The organism is Nonlabens sp. (assembly GCF_018401815.1).
Lineage (GTDB): Bacteria > Bacteroidota > Bacteroidia > Flavobacteriales > Flavobacteriaceae > Nonlabens.
Genome location: NZ_JAGYKG010000005.1, coordinates 200,208 through 218,754, shown reverse-complemented (window position 1 = coordinate 218,754; position 18,547 = coordinate 200,208). Strand labels below are relative to the sequence as shown.

The 18,547-nt window shown below is 37.2% G+C and carries 18 protein-coding genes; 2 read left to right on the top strand and 16 right to left on the bottom strand.

The window, feature by feature from the left end; translation table 11 throughout:
• Positions 1–33 precede the first annotated feature (33 nt).
• From KG732_RS11075 to KG732_RS11045, 7 genes are all read right to left on the bottom strand, one after another.
• A complete protein-coding gene (locus KG732_RS11075) occupies positions 34–1,041 on the bottom strand; it encodes a tRNA-dihydrouridine synthase (protein ID WP_213523598.1) in 1,008 nt (335 codons plus the stop codon).
• Entirely contained in the window at positions 1,028–1,909 is an 882-nt protein-coding gene (locus KG732_RS11070) for a substrate-binding domain-containing protein (protein WP_213523595.1), read from the bottom strand. The genes KG732_RS11075 and KG732_RS11070 overlap by 14 nt, the downstream gene beginning before the upstream one ends.
• Positions 1,910–1,975: 66 nt before the next feature.
• Positions 1,976–2,842 carry a nucleoside phosphorylase gene (locus KG732_RS11065; protein ID WP_213523593.1) on the bottom strand — a complete coding sequence of 289 codons (867 nt, stop codon included), beginning with the start codon at positions 2,840–2,842 and terminating at the stop codon, positions 1,976–1,978.
• A complete protein-coding gene (locus KG732_RS11060; protein ID WP_213523591.1) occupies positions 2,842–3,240 on the bottom strand; it encodes a Rid family detoxifying hydrolase in 399 nt (132 codons plus the stop codon). Before KG732_RS11060 ends, KG732_RS11065 begins: the two co-directional genes overlap by 1 nt.
• Positions 3,241–3,353: 113 nt before the next feature.
• Positions 3,354–4,490, bottom strand: a complete 1,137-nt coding sequence (locus KG732_RS11055; RefSeq protein WP_213523589.1) for a peptidylprolyl isomerase — start codon at positions 4,488–4,490, stop codon at positions 3,354–3,356.
• A gap of 81 nt (positions 4,491–4,571) precedes the next feature.
• A complete protein-coding gene (gene gldI, locus KG732_RS11050; protein WP_213523587.1) occupies positions 4,572–5,120 on the bottom strand; it encodes a gliding motility-associated peptidyl-prolyl isomerase GldI in 549 nt (182 codons plus the stop codon).
• Positions 5,107–6,165 (bottom strand): bifunctional oligoribonuclease/PAP phosphatase NrnA, encoded by a 1,059-nt coding sequence (locus KG732_RS11045; RefSeq protein WP_367271510.1) that lies wholly within the window; start codon positions 6,163–6,165, stop codon positions 5,107–5,109. The genes gldI and KG732_RS11045 overlap by 14 nt, the downstream gene beginning before the upstream one ends.
• A gap of 281 nt (positions 6,166–6,446) precedes the next feature.
• On the opposite strand from KG732_RS11045, the gene KG732_RS11040 reads away from it, so the two are divergent.
• Entirely contained in the window at positions 6,447–6,866 is a 420-nt protein-coding gene (locus tag KG732_RS11040; RefSeq protein ID WP_213523584.1) for a nucleoside-diphosphate kinase, read from the top strand.
• Positions 6,867–6,974: 108 nt separating this feature from the next.
• On the opposite strand, the gene KG732_RS11035 is transcribed toward KG732_RS11040, so the two are convergent.
• From KG732_RS11035 to KG732_RS11020, 4 genes are all read right to left on the bottom strand, one after another.
• The gene (locus tag KG732_RS11035; RefSeq protein WP_213523582.1) at positions 6,975–7,556 is read right to left on the bottom strand and encodes a Maf family nucleotide pyrophosphatase; all 582 of its coding nucleotides are present in this window, start codon (positions 7,554–7,556) and stop codon (positions 6,975–6,977) included.
• Between the two features lie 5 nt (positions 7,557–7,561).
• Positions 7,562–8,482 carry a geranylgeranylglycerol-phosphate geranylgeranyltransferase gene (locus KG732_RS11030; RefSeq protein WP_213523580.1) on the bottom strand — a complete coding sequence of 307 codons (921 nt, stop codon included), beginning with the start codon at positions 8,480–8,482 and terminating at the stop codon, positions 7,562–7,564.
• 169 nt (positions 8,483–8,651) lie between these two features.
• On the bottom strand, positions 8,652–9,185 hold the full coding sequence (locus tag KG732_RS11025) for an HAD family hydrolase (RefSeq protein ID WP_213523578.1): 534 nt from the start codon (positions 9,183–9,185) through the stop codon (positions 8,652–8,654).
• Complete coding sequence (locus KG732_RS11020; RefSeq protein ID WP_213523576.1) at positions 9,169–9,933, bottom strand: Rossmann-like and DUF2520 domain-containing protein; 765 nt, start codon at positions 9,931–9,933, stop codon at positions 9,169–9,171. The genes KG732_RS11025 and KG732_RS11020 overlap by 17 nt, the downstream gene beginning before the upstream one ends.
• Before the next feature lie 88 nt (positions 9,934–10,021).
• Between KG732_RS11020 and ccsA the strand changes: the two genes are divergently transcribed.
• Positions 10,022–13,360 carry a cytochrome c biogenesis protein gene (gene ccsA, locus KG732_RS11015; RefSeq protein WP_213523574.1) on the top strand — a complete coding sequence of 1,113 codons (3,339 nt, stop codon included), beginning with the start codon at positions 10,022–10,024 and terminating at the stop codon, positions 13,358–13,360.
• Between the two features lie 191 nt (positions 13,361–13,551).
• On the opposite strand, the gene KG732_RS11010 is transcribed toward ccsA, so the two are convergent.
• The 5 genes from KG732_RS11010 to KG732_RS10990 all read right to left on the bottom strand — a co-directional run bounded on the left by KG732_RS11010 (position 13,552) and on the right by KG732_RS10990 (position 18,517).
• Positions 13,552–14,049, bottom strand: coding sequence for a DUF1456 family protein (locus tag KG732_RS11010; protein ID WP_213523566.1), 498 nt, complete (start codon positions 14,047–14,049; stop codon positions 13,552–13,554).
• 130 nt (positions 14,050–14,179) lie between these two features.
• Positions 14,180–14,713: a DUF6787 family protein gene (locus KG732_RS11005; RefSeq protein ID WP_300980437.1), complete on the bottom strand. Its 534-nt coding sequence runs from the start codon at positions 14,711–14,713 to the stop codon at positions 14,180–14,182.
• A 607-nt stretch (positions 14,714–15,320) separates the two neighbouring features.
• Positions 15,321–16,412 carry a serine hydrolase gene (locus KG732_RS11000; RefSeq protein WP_213523564.1) on the bottom strand — a complete coding sequence of 364 codons (1,092 nt, stop codon included), beginning with the start codon at positions 16,410–16,412 and terminating at the stop codon, positions 15,321–15,323.
• A gap of 234 nt (positions 16,413–16,646) precedes the next feature.
• Positions 16,647–17,360, bottom strand: a complete 714-nt coding sequence (locus KG732_RS10995) for a pirin family protein (RefSeq protein ID WP_213523562.1) — start codon at positions 17,358–17,360, stop codon at positions 16,647–16,649.
• Between the two features lie 203 nt (positions 17,361–17,563).
• Positions 17,564–18,517, bottom strand: a complete 954-nt coding sequence (locus tag KG732_RS10990) for an NAD(P)-dependent oxidoreductase (RefSeq protein WP_213523560.1) — start codon at positions 18,515–18,517, stop codon at positions 17,564–17,566.
• Positions 18,518–18,547 lie beyond the last annotated feature (30 nt).

Here is an 18,547-nt window from a genome sequence, read left to right as displayed (position 1 = left end):
AAAGTGTAATTCTTATAGTATTTTATGTTCTAGTTAAGAAACCGATTTTAAATTATCATTTACTGCCTGTTGGTATGCTCTAGGATTAGATGCTTTTTTAATAGCTTTAAACGCCTTTTGCGGATCGGGAAATGTCTGTGACCAGTATTCCCAAAAGCCTTGCATTTTCATTTTAATAGGAGTGGGGCCTTGAAGAAATTCATCGTATTCCTTATACAAAGTATCATGAAACTCTCTAAAGATTTCCCACCTGTTTTCAGGATATACTTCTGTATTTGCTCTGATCATACTGGGTAGAAAAGGATCGGCAATAAGTCCACGACCTATCATCCAGTGATTGATCTTAGAGAATAGGGCTTTCATTTCTCTAAAGCTTGCCACTGAGGTAATGTCCCCATTATAGTAGAGTTGGTGTTTTGAAGTGTCTAGGCATTTTTGAAAAGACTCGAGATCAACACCGCCTTTATACAATTGTTTTCCAATACGCGCATGTATGGCTATATTTTTAATAGGGTATTTTTCTAAAATAGGAAAGGTTTTTAAAATCTCTGTGGGCTCCAGGTACCCCATTCTCATTTTCATAGAAACGATCACATCAGTTTCTGCGTGAACCCGTTCTAAAATGTGATCAATTTTTCCAGGATCACAAATTAATCCAGAACCCATTCCTTTTTTAGTCACCATAGGATAGGGACAACCTAGGTTCCAGTTGAGTTCTTTATACCCAAGGGATCTGATATAATGAACCGCTATAAGAAACTCATCGGCATCATTAGTCATCACTTGCGGAATCAACTCTGGAACATGATTGTTATTCAATTCTAGATCCCGTTGGTATTTATTACTTATTTCTGGCTTGTTATTGAACCTAATATAAGGTGCATAAAACGTATCTATACCTCCAAAATACGTATGGAAAGCGTTACGAAATCTAAACTCCGTAAAGCCTTGTAGTGGAGAAGAAATGAGAGTGAAGGAATCTTTTGTGATGAGCTTTTGAGTTTGTGAATTAGTTGTTGAATAAGCGCTATTCTTCTTCATCTATTTTAGGAAGATAATGGACCAAGTCATTAAGAGTCACTTTTTTATCAATAATGCCTACGGCTGTAAATTCTTCAATAATGGTGTCTACGGTGCTTTCCCATAATTGTTCACTACTAAATTCTGTGCGCAACAACCACTGCTGTACATCTCCTACTTGCAGGTTGTAATGAGAAGCAATAGTTCGGTCTATACTCGGTATAGACTTAAAGTCTGCTGTGTAGATATTGATGATATGAAGCATTTTTGTTAAGGCTTCTTCTTTCTCTTTGATACAATTTTCGGTTGCCGCGATGACAAAACTAGGCCAAGGAGTTGCGATAGTTTCTAGACGTTTGAAAACACCTTGATCTACTAGAGGCTGAGTCATATAACGTTCCCAAAGAAATAATTGTGCTTGATTAGTACTCAGTGCTTTTACAGCACCATCCAGTGTATTGATCAATTCAAATTCTATATCTTTAAGATTCCAACCATGTCTTTTGGCAAGAATGTAGCTCATTAAATGAGAGCCGCTTCCGTAACGGCTTATAGCAATTTTTCCATCTTCTAATTGTTCGGTGCGATCTGCTTCAATTTGTCCGGGTGCATGAACACCCCAAAGTAATGGAGAAGAAACATATACTTGAAGGATACGCGATTTGTTACCAGCGATGATATCTTTTACAATACCGTCGGTTAATATACAAGCCACGTCCAGTTTTTCTTTGCGTAGTAGCTTGCTCATGCGACCAGTCCCTTCTGGAATATCTTGCCATTGTAAATCTATTCCTGCTTTTGCGAAAGCATCATCCTCAATGGCGAGGTGCCATGGCAAATTAAAATGCTCTGGTACGCCACCTATTTTTATGGTTATTTTTTTTTCCATTGGGGGCAAAGATAGTCCACAGGTGTTAAGTAAATGAAAAAGTATAAAAGCTATTGTCGATAACGGTTAAGCCACAAGAGCATCAAGAGTAAATTTGATAAGTTTCTCTACAGTCTCAACAGATTGAATAGAGAACTCTCCAGTAGCGCGATTGGCGAGTATGGCATTTAAAGAAACTGCTCGATGTCCTAAGAGTGCCGCCATAGCATATATTCCAGCAGTTTCCATTTCTATATTGGTAATTTTATGACCTTCATAATTAAAATCTGCTATATGAGTAAGGAGATGGTTATCTGCAGGATCTAGACGTATTTTTCGACTTTGCGGACCGTAAAAGCCAACACTTGTGACCGTATTTCCATTTTTCATTTCTAGGGTTTGAAACTTTTTGGCAAGCTCAGGATCGCAAGCCACCACATAAGGGCTGGCATGTAATTTTGATCTGGGTATTTGTTTGGATACCGCTTTCGCGAAAGCGAGATCACCACCATCACTTTCATACCAGTGCATTAGGCTATCAAATCCAATACCTCGTTGTGACAATAAGAAGCTATCTACAGAAATATCACTTTGAACAGCGCCACTTGTTCCCAAACGTATAATGTCTAGAGACTTGAGTTGATGATGAACTTCTCTTGTTTTAAAATCTACATTAACTAATGCGTCCAACTCATTAAAAACGATATCTATATTATCTGTTCCTATCCCTGTAGAAACCACGCTGATACGTTTATTTTTATAACTTCCCGTATGTGTGTGGAATTCCCGTTTCCCTACCTTTAATTCAATTACATCAAAGTACTTAGAGACCTCCTTTACACGTTCGGGATCACCAACCGTGATGATGGTATTTGCAAGTTGGTGAGGTTTTAAATTAAGATGGTAGATACTTCCATCGGTATTGATAATGAGTTCTGAATTTGCTATGGGCATTATATCTCGTGTTTTGCAATAAGTGAGATTTCTACATTCACATATTTGGGCAAGTTGGCTACTTCTACTGTTTCTCTTGCAGGTGCTGTTTCTTCTCTAAAATAGCTTCCATAAACCTCATTTACTGTAGCAAAATTGGCCATATCACTTAGGAATATAGTCGTTTTAAGAACATGTTCAAAGGTCATGCCTACTTGTGTCAACAAGCTTTCTAAATGTTTCATCACCAAATGGGTTTCTTCCTTTAGATCGTCTATTTTTAAATCTCCAGTGCTGGGGTCAATCGCGATTTGCCCACTGGTATACAAGGTATGTTCGTATGCATTTTTATAGTAAACAGCTTGATTATAGGGTCCTATTGGTTGGGGTGCCAGCTTGGTGTAGATGATTTTTTTCATAATACTTAAATAAACATAGATGAATCTAAATCTTTATTGGTGCTACCTAAGAAACAAAAAAACGCATTGAATACAACAATGCGTTTTTTAGTAAAGTCTTAGTTCAAAATATACTATTTAGTGATCTTCATTTCAAAAACAAGATCTGTATTGGGAGGTATTACACCACCTGCCCCTCGCTCACCATAAGCAAGATCAGAAGGAATAAAGGCTACAATTTCATCACCGTAGTTCATGCTTAACATAGCGTCTTTAAAGCCTTGAACCATTCCTACAGAAGAACTGTACTGCACTGGCATAGGAGCATAGGCGCCCATTTGTTCTTTCCTAGTATTTACATTGTCAAATTTTTGAGCAATTTCAAGAATTGACGAATCAAATAAAGTACCGTCCAAAAAGAAACCACTATAATCCATCATGACTGACGCACCTTCAGCTGGTTTTTCTCCATCTCCTTTACTTTTTATATACACCATAACACTACTGTTGGGTAATTTGGTTGCCTTTTCTTTTAGAATGGCGAGTTCTTCAGCTTTCGTTGCTCGTTCCGCAGGTGCTGCTGCACTTCTTTGGGCAGCAAGCTTTTCAGCCTCTTCTTTTTCAGCCTCGGCAGCACTAATCGCGTCTTCAAAAGTTTTTACGGCATCCCATTTTTTAGCCGCTTTTCCTTTACGAATAATAGAAACTTTTTGCATGATCATGGAATCAACAGGACGCTGACCGTTTACTGGAGTTAAGGCTATAGAGTCAACAACTTCTAAACCTTGTATTACTTTACCAAAAACGTTATAACGCATATCTAAACTAGGATTTTCTTTATGCATGATAAAGAATTGACTTCCATTGGTATTAGGACCAGCATTTGCCATAGAAAGAACACCTTTGGCATCGTGTTTTAAAGAATCGCTAACCTCCTGGTCAAATTTGTAACCCACATCACCACTACCAGTGCCGCTTAGGTCACCTCCTTGAATCATAAAATCTTTAATAACTCTATGAAAAATTAAACCGTCATAAAAAGGCTTTCCTTTTAGCGAGTCGCTTACTAATGGGTGTTTTCCTTCAGCTAATGCCACAAAATTAGCACTAGAAACAGGTGCCGCTTCATAATATAATTGAGCAAACATCGTCCCTTTGTTAGTTTGTATCTCTGCATAGATACCATCCTCTATGTCGGGATATTTGTCTTCACAAGATGATGCCATAAATACGAGGGCTAGAATTGCAAGGAGTCCGTGGATTTTTTTCATTTTATTAATTTAATTTTTGTTTAAATATATTTAATTATTTGTAATTGAACCGCATCAATTTCATTAAAGAAATGATCTTTTTTATTTTTCTACAGTAATCCCTAGAAGTCTTACCCTACTTTTAAATGGTGTATTTGCACCAATTCGATTATTATCACCATAGTAGCCATAAGCAGTATAAGATGGGAAGAACACTATCAGTTCTTCGCCTGTCTTCATTAATTTCAAGGCAGCACGCATTCCTTTAAAAATACCGTATTCTTGATCTAAACTTTTGGTAATGGGAGAAAGTTCTTCTTTTTTATATATGGTATCTCCGTTTAAGGATACCACATCGTACTCAAAGGTGACTCGATCTCCAAATTTAGGATGTACCCCTACAATAGAATCCTTTTTAACGAAAGTGTAATAAAAACCATTGGCACTGCGTTCAAATTTTTCATCAAGATCTTTTATGATGTTTTCTATAGCGTTTTCTTCGGCTGCATTTAGTTTTTTATTTTTTTCTATTGATTGTTGTATACTAGATCCGGTAGTGGCAGTAATAGGTCTTCTAGCTTCAACCTTCTTGCTACAGCCTTGAAGAGAAACCAACAAAATACCAGTTAAAAATGTTTTAAATAACAACATCACGTAGCTCGTTTTTATACGCAGGCAAGATACTGATTAATTTTTTTACGGTCGCTGTCATTGATAAATCAGATTTACCTCCAGCAGCATTTTTATGGCCGCCACCTTCCCAGTTATCTCTAGCCAATTGATTGACGTCAAAATCACCTTTTGACCTTAGAGAGGTCTTAACAATCGCTTCACTTTCATTTTCTATAAAAATTTGAGCAAAAACAATTCCGTCTAAGCTAAGTGCATAGTTGACAAATCCTTCTGTATCCCCTTTTTTAAAATTATTATCATTGAGTTCCTTTTGCGATAAGGTAATATAAGCCGTTCGGTAATTTTCTAAAATGACCATATTTCTTAATGCTACACCCAATAACTTCATCCTTGATGGTGTATTTACGTCATAGATCTTACGGTTGATGGCTTCACCGTCTGCTCCCTTATCCATTAAATTTGCTGCAACACGTAGGGTAGTAGAGGTGGTAGATCGGTATTTAAAACTCCCGGTGTCGGTTAGAATACCAGTGTACATAGCAGTCGCCATAGCTGAATTAATCTTGTCGGTATCATTCATCATTTCTAGAAAATGATAGATCATTTCACAGGTGGAACTCATTGAGCTATCGCTAAAAATGAATTGAGCAAAATCATCTGGTTGTTGGTGATGATCGATCATGACAAAAGTAGTCTTTGCTTCTTTAAGTATAGATTCCATCGCCCCTGTACGATGAAGAGCATTGTGATCGAGGTTAAAAATCAAATCGGCCTCATTAATTAAGGCGTCACACCGCTGACTTTCCTTCTCATAGTTTATGAACAAGTCGCTGTTTTCTAACCATTTTAAAAAGGAGGGGAAGTCATTTGGACTGATCATGCTCACCTGATGCCCCAACTGGCAGAGGTAACCATGAAGGGAAATTACAGAACCCACGGCATCCCCATCTGGATTATTATGGGGAACAATAACTATTTTTTTTGGGGTAGATAGCTCTTGTTTTAAGATTTGAATTTGGTCTTCACTCATAATGCTAGCAAAAGTAAGGATTAACTTTTTCAATTACCATTAATTATTAGGTGCTAATAAGATAAAGCTATAAAATAGCGACGAAATACAATGGTTTCATTTAGACAAGGTCTTACAATCTTTCCTACTATTGATTTAAAACACCGCAGTATTATGTGCGATTTGCATCAGGCTAAGCATTACCAATGAGTTGGTAGTTGTTCTTAGTGAAAATCACCACTTGATTAAATCTGATGAATTATATTCTAATAAATCTCAATGAAAACTAAGGAATAGTTTATTTTTGCACCGCATTTTAAAAAAAAAATATAAAAATGGCAACGAATAGAACATTTACAATGATTAAGCCTGACGGCGTTGAAGACGGTCACACAGGTGCTATACTTGACAAGATTACTTCTAGTGGTTTCAGAATTGTCGCTCTTAAGAAAACTCAAATGACTGTTGCCGATGCGCAGGAATTTTATGCAGTACACAGCGAGCGCCCATTTTATGGCGAATTAGTTGAATTTATGACTCGTGGCCCTATAGTCGCCGCTGTTCTTGAAAAAGAAAATGCAGTTGCAGATTTCCGCACCTTAATTGGTGCTACAAATCCTGATGAGGCTGCAGAAGGTACGATCAGAAAAATGTTTGCTAAGAGTGTAGGAGAAAACGCTATTCACGGTAGTGATAGCGATGAAAATGCAGCTATCGAGAGCGCATTCCATTTCTCAGGTCGTGAAATGTATTAAGGAATGGCCTTCAGTATAGGGTTACTGCTTTTTAATATAGAAAATCCGCTTTTTTGAAAGCGGATTTTTTTGTTATTTATATGATTCTTTTGCAGCAGTACAGCAAGCTTAAAAGTTTTTTAAAAACTCGTACACCTTAGGTAATGGCAGTCCCATAACATTGTAATAACAGCCTTCTAATCGGGTAACGGCTGCATAGCCTAACCAGTCTTGAACACCGTAACCGCCTGCTTTGTCAAATGGTTGGTAGTTTCCCACATAGTACTCTATTTCTTCTTCAGTCAATGTGGCAAAATGTACCTTAGTACAGTCGTAAATAACTTCTTGCCGTTGTGTAGTTGTAAAGCAAACTGAGGTAACTACTTCATGAGAATGCCCGCTCATCGAGGACAGCATTTCTTTAGCATGTTCCGCATTTTTAGGCTTTTCTAATGCCTCATCTTTGAACCATACAATAGTATCACTAGTGATTAATAACTGCCTGGTTGTAAGCTCATTTGTAAAGGCTTCCGCTTTTAAAATGGAGAGATAATTGGTGATTTCTTGTCTTTTTAATTCGCTGCTATACACTTCATCTACCGGCCTCGTTGCTATGCTAAAGTCGATATCTAATCCTTTTAAAAGCGCCTGTCTTCTAGGAGATTGTGAGGCTAGAATGATATCGATACTTGCAAATTTTTCTGAGAGCATATCCTTTAATTAAGGTAATAATTAATTTTAATCACTCCTATGGAGAGTATCCCAAAGAGAAGTACTGCTTTAAGAACTGAAGAAAGTAAATGAAATTCCTTTTGAGTTGCTGTCGTCCATAGCTTGATCATGACAAACATTAAAGGTCCCATGATGAAAACTATAAAGTAGTAAGTTATTACATCGTTTTTATAAACGTAATTATAAATATACCAGCCTAACAAAATCAAAATCCCTAAAATAAAAATAGCTACCAACCGGGCAGCTCTGGTTCTTCCTAATGCGATAGCAAGCGTATTCCTGCCGCCAGCTTTATCTCCATTTACATCTTCACAATCTTTGACCCACTCTCGAGCTAAATTGATTAAAAATGCCATTAACCCAAATTCAAGCAGCCGTTCCATAAGAAACTTAAATGCCGGTTGATTTTCTGTGGTCAGGGATGGAAAAAGTTCAAATATTCCAGTAATCAATATCACTAAAGCAACCAACAAGGATATGACTATATTACCGACTAGCAACATCGCTTTAAGCGAGCTAGCATATAAATAAAGAACAAAAGCAACACCTATAAAAATACTAGAAAGTATAGGCTTGTTTAAACTGTTAGACAGCACAAACCCGCAGATTACGGCAAGCACCGTTAAAACAAAATACAAGTTATAAGCACTTGTTTCTGAAATCCTTTTGGTGACTAATAGTTTTTGAGGTTTATTGATTTGATCAATGCCAACATCATAAATGTCATTGATCACATTACCGCTTGCCGTAAGCAATCCTGTAGCCATCACCAACAAAAGCAATTGCCACCAGTTTAAAGTTGGATCAACTCCTGAAGGAATTAACAGACCGTAAATAATGACCAATTGTGTAAGAATAGTCAACATAACGTTAGGCCAGCGTATGATTTTAAAAAAAGTAGCCATTAGATAAATTAAGGGGAAACGAAAGTAAAAATTAAAGTGATCATTTAAAATAAAACAAAAATAAAAATAAAAGGAACTATTAGTAATACAAGTGATCGCTTTAGGCGGTTCTATTTAAGAGCAAAATTACGGGAGCTTGGTACTTTTTGCGTATTGCAAAAGCACTTGATTAGGTCGATTTCACGCTTTCTCCATCTTGAACCTTCCATTTTCCATGTACTTTCATTACTTGCTCTATGATGTCGCGTACACAAGCATCGCCACCGTTTTTATGAGAAATGTATTGACTGACTGCTTTTGCTTCAGGAATAGCATCCTGAGGACAACAGCCCAATCCAGCATATTGAATGGCTTGGACATCGGGCATATCATCCCCCATAAATACAATGTTTTCAGGTTTTAAGTTATGTGCGGCTACATATTCCCGTATGTGAGTCATTTTATTGCTCGCATTGAGGTATATATCTTTAATTCCTAATTCGGTGAGTCTCATTTTCACTCCTTCATTGGTGCCGCCAGTAATAATGCAAACATTATATCCGTTATCAAGTGCGGTTTTCATGGCATAGCCATCCCTAACATTCATAGTGCGCAATAGCGCTCCATTTTCAGATATAATAAGCCTGCCATCGGTGAGCACACCATCTACATCTAAAATAAATGTGTTAATGTTTTGAAGCAATTCTTTATAGCTTTTTGCCATGTGTTTTTTGTATAGATTTAGTAATGGATCGGTACATTTCTCGATCTCCTTTTTCAAGCAGTTCTAAGTGCTTTTTTATTGTATTTAGGTCATTTCTTATTGCTGGACCTGTTTGTGACATTTTAGGAGAAAGGGAAATAGCCTTTTCTAAAGTCTCCCGCATCAAAGCATCTAACAAATGAACATCTATAGAAGCCTCCTCCATGAGCTCCTCTGCTTTAGAGTAACAGTGATTGACAAAGTTGTTCATGTAAACAGCTGCCAGATGAAGTTTTTTACGTTGTGTAGAATTGATTTGTTCTCGCTTTCGCGAAAGCGTACCACCCACTAGTTCCAAAACCTCATTCACCTCTTTACTGCTGGATTCTAGGCATATATGAACATCCTCAAACCTGGGTTTTCTGGAACTGCTAAAACTTTGTGGCAAATAAAAAACACCGTGATTAGGGTGATGATATAAAACGCTCATAGCAACACTACCACTAGTATGAGCAACTATAGCATTAGATATTTTGATTTGTTGTGAAACTTTTTCAATGGCATCATCAGGAACAGCAAGTAAAATAAGATCGGCCTCTGGCAGTTGACTCAAATCTTTAATTAAGGATGCATTGCTGTCCAACCGCTGTTTTTGCGTTCTATTACAATAGCCGGTAAGCTGTACTTTCTTTGATGCAGGCTCACTTTCAAAGGCGTTACAAAGGTGCCCGCCTATATTTCCCGTTCCAATAATAATTATCCTTATCATGTTGTAAAAATACACACTTCAAAGCGACTCACAATAGGATGGTGATGCGGCTTTTGTGAAGTATCTTTGCAGCCGGTAAAAAAGTCCTATGAAAGACAGATTAATTGCTTTGCTTTTTGGTACACGCACAATGACAGTTTTATTACTCGCTTTTGCAGCAAGTATGGCGGCTGGAACCTTTATTGAAAATTCTTACGACACGCCTACTTCTAAACTATGGGTGTATAATGAATGGTGGTTTTCATTAATTATGCTGTGGTTGATGTTCAACTTTATCTACAATATTAAAAGATACCAGCTCTTACAGTGGAAAAAATGGGCCACTCTAACGCTGCATCTTTCTTGGGTTCTTATTATTATAGGCGCAGGTATTACCAGGTACATTTCTTTTGAAGGAATGATGTTGATACGAGAAGGACAGACAGAGAATACTTTTTTAAGTGAAGAAACCTATTTCAGCGCGATTATTCAAGGAGAAGATCCCTCTGGTAAACCTATGCAGCGTGCTGTAAAAGAAGAACTATTAATTTCTCAATACGATTATAAGACTTCTAGAGATTTTAAATTTTACGATAAGAAAATTAGCGTTTCTATAGACAGCATGATCTTTGATGCTGTGGAAGGCTTAAAAGAAGGTGATGAGAATAGCGATTACTATTTAAAAATAGTGGAAGCAGGAGAAGGAAAGCGTCACGATCACTTGATTAAAGCTGGAGAAGAGGCTAGTATTCACAATGTGTTATTCGGTGTGAATATCGACCCAGAAATCGCTGCTCAAAAAGGCTTGATTAACATTACTGAAAATTGGAATGGCTATACCATACAAACCCCTTACGAAGGAAATTTTCTCCGTATGGCAGACCAGATGGAGGGTAAGGTAATTCCAGATTCTATACAACCCTTGCAATTAAGGTCTCTGTATACGATGGCAGGAATGCAATTTGTAATTCCAGATCCTGTGACACAAGGTGAAGTGGGAATCATTAAAAGTCCAGAACCTACCAAGGCGCAAGCTCACGGTATTTTGGCTACTGTGACTAGCGGAGACCAGTCACAGAAAATAGAAATGTTAGGAGGGAAAGGCATTATATCAGATTATGTTGACCTAGACATTAATGGTTTAAAAGTGTATATAAAATATGGTTCTATTGCTAGAGATCTGTCCTTTGGGATACAGTTGAATGATTTTATAGCCAGCAAACAACCAGGCACGGAAAAGTCTTACTCGGCTTTTGAAAGTCAGGTAACCGTAATTGACTCTACTGGAAAATCAAAAGAACGCATTTATATGAACCACGTACTCGATAAAGACGGCTATAGATTTTTCCAAGCAGGATTTGATCCAGATGAGCTAGGCACCCACCTTTCTGTTAACCATGATTACTGGGGAAAAACCGTTACTTATTTAGGCTACTGTTTGTTATATCTTGGTTTAATGGCCTTGATTTTTGATCCTAATACTAGATTTGGAGAATTGAGAAGATTAATTGAACGAGTTAAAAAACGCAAAGCAAAGCATCTTTCTTTGATGGCCATTTTATTTGCCGTAAGTCTGACTGGAGCACAGGTAACAGAACAAGATCATCCCGTACCTCAACAAACTCCCGCAGAACATTCTAAGGTCGTGGAGAATAGGGAAGGAGTAAGTTCCGATCAAGACGCTTCCGCCGTAAATTTAAGTGTAACTGCAGAAGAGCTAGCCCCACCTAAAATGCCGCCTATTCCAGTAAGACTTGCTGACAGTATTATTGTAGCTAATATGGTGCCACTAGCTCAGGCAGAGCGTTTTGGTAAAGTAGTCGTACAAGACGATGGACGCATGAAGCCCATGTCTACTTTAGCGAGTGAAATATTGCGCAGACTTTCTGAACGAGACTATTATGAGGCAAAAGTCGGAGATCGTACGGTGCGGCTTACTCCAGAACAAACCATGATCAGTATGATTCAATTCAGGGATTTGTGGTTTGATGTACCACTGATAAAGCTTAATTATAAAAACGATTCTTTAAAAACAATTTTAGGTGTCGAAAAAAGCACTAAGTACGCGCGTGGAATGGACTTTTGGAGAAGGCAAGATAGTACTATAGGGAGTTATAAAATCAGTCCGTACCTAGATGAGGCAAATGCTGCTGATGTAAAGTCCAGTATCCAGCAAGGTTTTATAGATATCAACTACAGTGTAGGGATTTTAGACCAAGTGCTTTCCGGTTCTATTTTAAAGATCTTCCCTAAAAAAGGAGCAGAAAATAATACGTGGTATGCCTCGCCAGATATGGAAAAAGCGGCCTATGAAGAAGAACGAGATATCAATTTTGTAAGAGATTTTTTTCCAGCATACACCGCTTTATTAAGGCAAGGAAATGCCAGCGGTAATTACCTTAATGCAAATGCAGCACTGAACAGTCTTTTTGAATTCCAACAGTATCACGGAGCAGAAATCATTCCTAGCAAAGAACGCATCGATGCAGAGATAGTATACAACAAATACGATGTCTTTAAGAATTTGTATAAATGGTATGTGTGGTTTGGTACACTTATGTTGATTCTCTTAATCGTAGAGATCATTAGACCTATGAAGCAAATACGATGGACTATTAAATTTCATCACTGGGTCATTGCAGCCTTATTTTTAGTTCACACCGCAGCCCTCATAACGAGATGGTATCTAAGTGGTCATGCTCCTTGGTCAGATGCTTACGAATCTTTGATTTATGTAGCTTGGGCTACTATGGCATTTGGATTAATGTTTGGTAGAAAGAGTGAGATGACTGTCGCCAGCACTGCGTTCGTAGTGGCCATTATTTTATGGGTAGCACAATTGAATTGGCTGGATCCATCCATAGGCAACCTGCAACCGGTGTTGGATTCGTACTGGTTAATGATTCATGTAGCTGTCATTGTAGGTAGTTATGGCCCTTTTGCTTTAGGTATGATACTAGGTTTGGTCACCTTAATTTTAATGATCTTTTCTACCAAAAAGAACAGAAAAATCATGGACCTCAATATTCAGGAGTTAACTTATATTAATGAAGTAGCTCTTACCGTGGGATTGATTATGCTGACCATAGGTAATTTTCTAGGTGGTATGTGGGCAAATGAATCCTGGGGTCGTTATTGGGGTTGGGATCCTAAAGAAACTTGGGCATTAATCACTATTTTTATTTATGCTTTTGTACTACACTTGCGTCTGGTTCCTGGCTTAAAAGGTAGATGGACTTTTAATTTATGGTCTGTACTCGCTTTTTCTAGTGTATTGATGACTTATTTTGGTGTCAACTTTTACCTATCTGGATTGCACAGTTATGCCAGCGGGGATCAGATCATCTCGTATCAATTTGCTGTTATTACACTGTCGGTTATATTTGTAATTGCTGCCTTTGCAAGGTATAAGGAGTTTAAGATTCACAGGAAGTCTGAGAAGAAGTAAGCTGCTAGTCCTTAAAAGAAAAGGCTCGACATTTAATACGTATAGGTTTTTCTGTTGATTACTACTCCAAAATAGTTGGTTCATAAACAGTAATGCATGAATCTATGCTTTCTGATGTTTTTAAGGAAGTGGGGTGTTTTTATACTTTGGTAAGTGTTTATAGGTGTTGTGCTATCTAGAAGCTAGGATAGTTACTTCTTAAAAGAATTTCTATAAGCTTCCTTTTCCCGCTGCGTTTTGCGTTGGATCTGAAAACCTTTTAGGAATTTACGCAAGTATTGGTCGTTTAAATATTTAAATTTTGGGTGCGATTTCTTTCTAAAAAAGGCGCTTAATTCTGTTTCACTAATTTCAACATCAGCTTTTTTCCAGATGTAAATCAACTCGTCTGAAGTAAAGTTAAAAGCGATTTTTAGTTTTCTTAAAATGATGGTATTATCTAATTCTGTTTCAGCTACCGGAGTTTCCCCTTCTTTTTTACCGCGATAATTTACTATAAGGCCGTTTAAAAAGGTAGCTAAATTTTCATCAATAACCAGGTCAAAGTCCTCATCTTCCTCTCTTTTAAGCCAGCTGCTTATCTCTGCTCTAGAAACACGTTCACCCCCTTTGGCATAGATATCTATCATAGAGTCGTCGCTTAAATTGAGTGTAAATCGCAGTCTTCTTAGTATATCATTGTTATCCATTTCTTGTGTTTCTTAGCTCGTTATAAGCGATAAAGGTACGATTATGATTTTTTTAGGAAAGCTTTATGTTGTGGTGTGCGTTTTTGAAAAACAATATAAATAGACTACCATCGCAATACACTAATTTTAACTAGGGCAATTTAATACCAAATTTGGACAACATCTTCTTTTCAAATTTCCAGAAAAAAGCGTGTTGTCCAAAAACCCATCCCATTACTACCAAAACGATTTGATAAATAGGAAATACCGCCAAAATGCGTAGTGGCCAAAAAATCCAAGGCGATGTGGCTTCTTTAGTCAAGTTGATATATTCCATAAGCGGACCAGATAATCGAGCAGATAAAGAGCCAGTAATAGCAAAAACTATAAATATGGCTATCAATTCCCATCTATAAGCTACTTCCCATTTACTCTGTAATTTTTTAAATAACCAGATGGTAAAAGCATAAAAAACAAAAGCAAAAATTATTGTTGTAATGCCAGTAAATAGGTATTCATAAGTAATGTCCTCAAAGGTAGTTGGTGAGATGAGTACCGCCATAAAATAGCCGCAAGCAAGAAGCCCTATAATTCCTAGAGGTATAAATAGCAGTTGCCAATTATGGGTTATTTCCCAATTCTTTTTTATTTTTTGCATGCTGCAAAAATAAGTTACTTCAGGCATAGATTGTATTTTTGTTAGAAGAAAAGAAAGGTGTTATACCACATAAAGTTACATTTAAAGCCATAACTTACAGGGGGCCCCGTTGCTCTAGAAATAGGATATATTTAAACTCTTTTTGCAACAATATTTCTGGTTTGAAAGTACTATCTGGAATTCCATTGTTATTATTTATTCTCTTAATGGATTGTTGTGAAATATCTTAGTTTTTTTCTTGGTAAAACTTCTCTCATTGCAAGTTCCTGAATCAATACCTTATATCTCAGACTTTTATTTGTAATACACACATAGTTATTGTGAACAGCAAAGGAGTTCGTTTTTTTGTTTTGGATTGTTATGATCTTATTGCTGCCTATAATTATTGTTATTGTTAAAATGGAAAAGGCTTGATTTACAATTGCTATAAGCAGTTCTCAAGTTAAAAATTACAAAGAACAATAAGCGAGTACCTGTTTTAAAGAGAGCGGCTACCACTTTTAATGCGCATCGAACACTAGTCTCCGTAAATCAAGGTCAACTCCTGGATAATAAAGAAGTAATAAGTATCTCTCACCTCATATTTTTTTAAGTTCACTTTCGCGAAAGCGTCACTACCTCCGATCAATATACCTCATTCATAGGAGGAATACAATTTCTGAATCTTCTGTACCATTAAGGTGTTTCTCAGAACCGCTCTATCAAAATCCTTCACGGACAGGTCCATCTTTTTAATCTCTTGAGCATCTAAATCGTTAAAAAAGTAAGCCATCTCTGTGGTATTCCCTTTTCTGTCCTTTGCATAGAGCGCCTTGGTAATCACTAAAGGTGTTGCTCCAGTTTTGATCCCTATATGATGATAAAACTCCCGTATGGAGGGTTCACTCATACTTGTTTCAATGATTTCATTAAGTACCGTTTGTGTTGTTTTATCAAAATAGGTTTTCGAATTGAGTTTTTTCATTAAGGTAACATAATCGCTAACACTACCGGCAGGTAATCGATCTGACCATATGCGCTGCGTCGTTTCAGTGATTTCTATAGGTTGATTTCTATACTCCACATCCTGGAGCATTTTTGCATGAATACTAAACGCATAATCCTTGTACTGCTCTTCCGATAGATTATTAATTGCTTTTAAAAGCTGATCATCCTTTTTGGTAGTATAATATTCTTTAGCAATAAATAATGAAGAAACAAAAGGGTAAATGGGAGCGTGGTCGGTACAACCTAATTCCAATAATCTATTATTAATATTATCGGTTCCTAATCGGTTCATGAGCCATTCTGAATTTGCATAGGAACTGTATTGAATCATTCCTTTTGCGATCTCTATAATGGGAATGCTATCACCATAACTGATATATGTTTCACTGTTTAACCAGTTATTATGTGCACCTCTATCTGAATGAGGAACATAAAAACGAAGAAGTTCATTCTTGTTTACTTTTTCGTCTAAATTTATCCATCCCTTTCCTACTTGCTCGGCAAATTCTATTGCGATAATTAATGTTACTGTACTCCCTAATGGCATTGGTTGATGCAAGTTTTGCTGTCCAATAACGGTGTCATTTCTAACTAATAAGAAAGCCGATCTGCTTGGGTTTTCTAAAGCAAATCGCGCCACAAAATCATCTTCAGGGAAAAAGGAATATATGGCATAACCACCAGCCATTGCCGCCATTACAACCACTATAATCATCCCGAACAATATTTTTTTGATCATCAAATTCGTTTTAGCTATTATTAAGACTATTGAGACGTGGTGGGTACCATTTTATTACAACCTATTTTCTTTTAGTTAGGCGGTGGTATACTAGGCACTTAATTTAAAGGTGCATCCAATGTTGATTAGAAAATGCCTATAGTTCCTAATAAGAAAACATTTTTATAATGATAAAAACAGTATTAAGTTACAGAAATAATGTGCTATAGGTACCATAAATGCTCCTGCAGTTAGTTATTTCATGGGTACTTCCATCAATAAAATCTCTGCATCATCTGATAACGAGATCAATTCTATGGACGTTAGGTTCCAAATTCCTAATCCGTCGCGATGTGTCAAAATATGATCTCCCAATTGAAATGAACCCTTTAAAACAAATGCATAAACCCCATTTTCAGACATGTTTAACTCATACCTGCTTTTTATACCTTTTTCAAAGGTTCCCAAATAAAACCAAGCGTCTTGATAAATCCATACGCCTTGATCATCTGGGTTAGGAGAGAGTATTTGCTCCAATTGATTGCATCTATTTTTAGGATCAAGAGTAACCTGATCATACCGAGGAGTGACCTGTTGCTTATTAGGAATCACCCAAATTTGAAGAAATTTCACTTCGTCCTTTGTACTTGCATTTTTCTCGCTATGAGTAATGCCTGTTCCTGCGCTCATCACTTGGATATCACCATTTTTGATTATGGCGGTTCTTCCTGTACTATCTTGGTGTTTTAAGTCTCCAGAAAGCGGAATGCTTATAATTTCCATATCGGTATGAGGATGCGCACCAAAGCCCATTCCAGCAGCAACAGTATCATCATTCAATACGCGCAATATTCCAAAACTCATACGCTCTGGGTTGTGATATCCGGCAAAGCTAAAAGAGTGATGGCTATTCAACCAGCCATGATTGGCATGACCTCTAGAGTCTGATCTGTGTAGTATGGTATTCATGTAGGCAAATTTATTGTAGGTACAAGTAATATGGTGTTAACGTATTCAAAAAAAACCGCATTTCTTATTGAAATGCGGTGTATTCCATATGATCCTTTAATTCATTATAACTACTGAATAGCGTATCAAACGTATTTAAAGACACTCTTTAGAAGCCAATAGTTAAATCACCCAACTACTTGGAGGATCTCATTAAAGGTTAATTATCCTAATATACTAATGATCTGTTCAGCAAGTTCGGTTCCTATGCGATCTTGAGCTTCATTAGTTGCAGCACCAATGTGCGGGCTTAATGAAAGTTTAGAGTTCATAAGCAATACTACCTCTGGCTGTGGTTCTTTTTCAAAAACATCTAAAGCAGCAAAAGAGATGTGCTCAGATGCTAAGGCTGCTACTAAAGCTACTTCATCAAGAACACCACCACGAGCAGCATTTACAATAGCAGCTCCCTTTTTCATCATTTCTAACTCATCAGTTCCTATCACATAATCTGTTTGTGCAGGAACATGAATGGTTACAAAATCAGCTGTTTTTAATAATTCTTCCTTACTTACTAAAGGAATTTCAATACTGATGCTTTGACCGTCAAAAAGATCCCAAGAAACAGTAGGTGCCTTATCTGCAAAACTATCGTGAGTTATCACGTTCATTCCCACTCCAGCAGCAATTTTGGCCACTTCTTGACCAATGCGTCCTATTCCTATAATTCCAATAGTTTTTCCTCTTAGTTCGGAACCTTTGGCGTAGGCTTTTTTTAATCCTTTAAAGTTGGTTTCTCCTTCTAGCGGCATGCTGCGGTTGGCATCATATAGAAAGCGAACTCCCCCATAAAGGTGTGCGAAAACCAGCTCAGCTACACTTGCGCTGCTTGCTGCGGGAGTATTGATCACCTGAAGACCTTTTTCACGAGCATAAGCCACATCAATATTATCCATTCCAACACCACCACGACCTATAATTTTAAGACCTGGACAATTATCGATCAACTCCTTACGAGCAGTTGTAGCAGATCTCACTAAAAGAACTGCAATATCATTTTTGTTGATGTAATCTTGCAGTTGTTCTTGGGCTACGTTTGTAGTCAACACTTCGTGACCAGCTGCGGCTAGTTGATCTATTCCACTTTGTGAAATACCATCGTTTGCTAGTATTTTCATAATAATCTTCTCATTTTTTAAGTCTCGTTT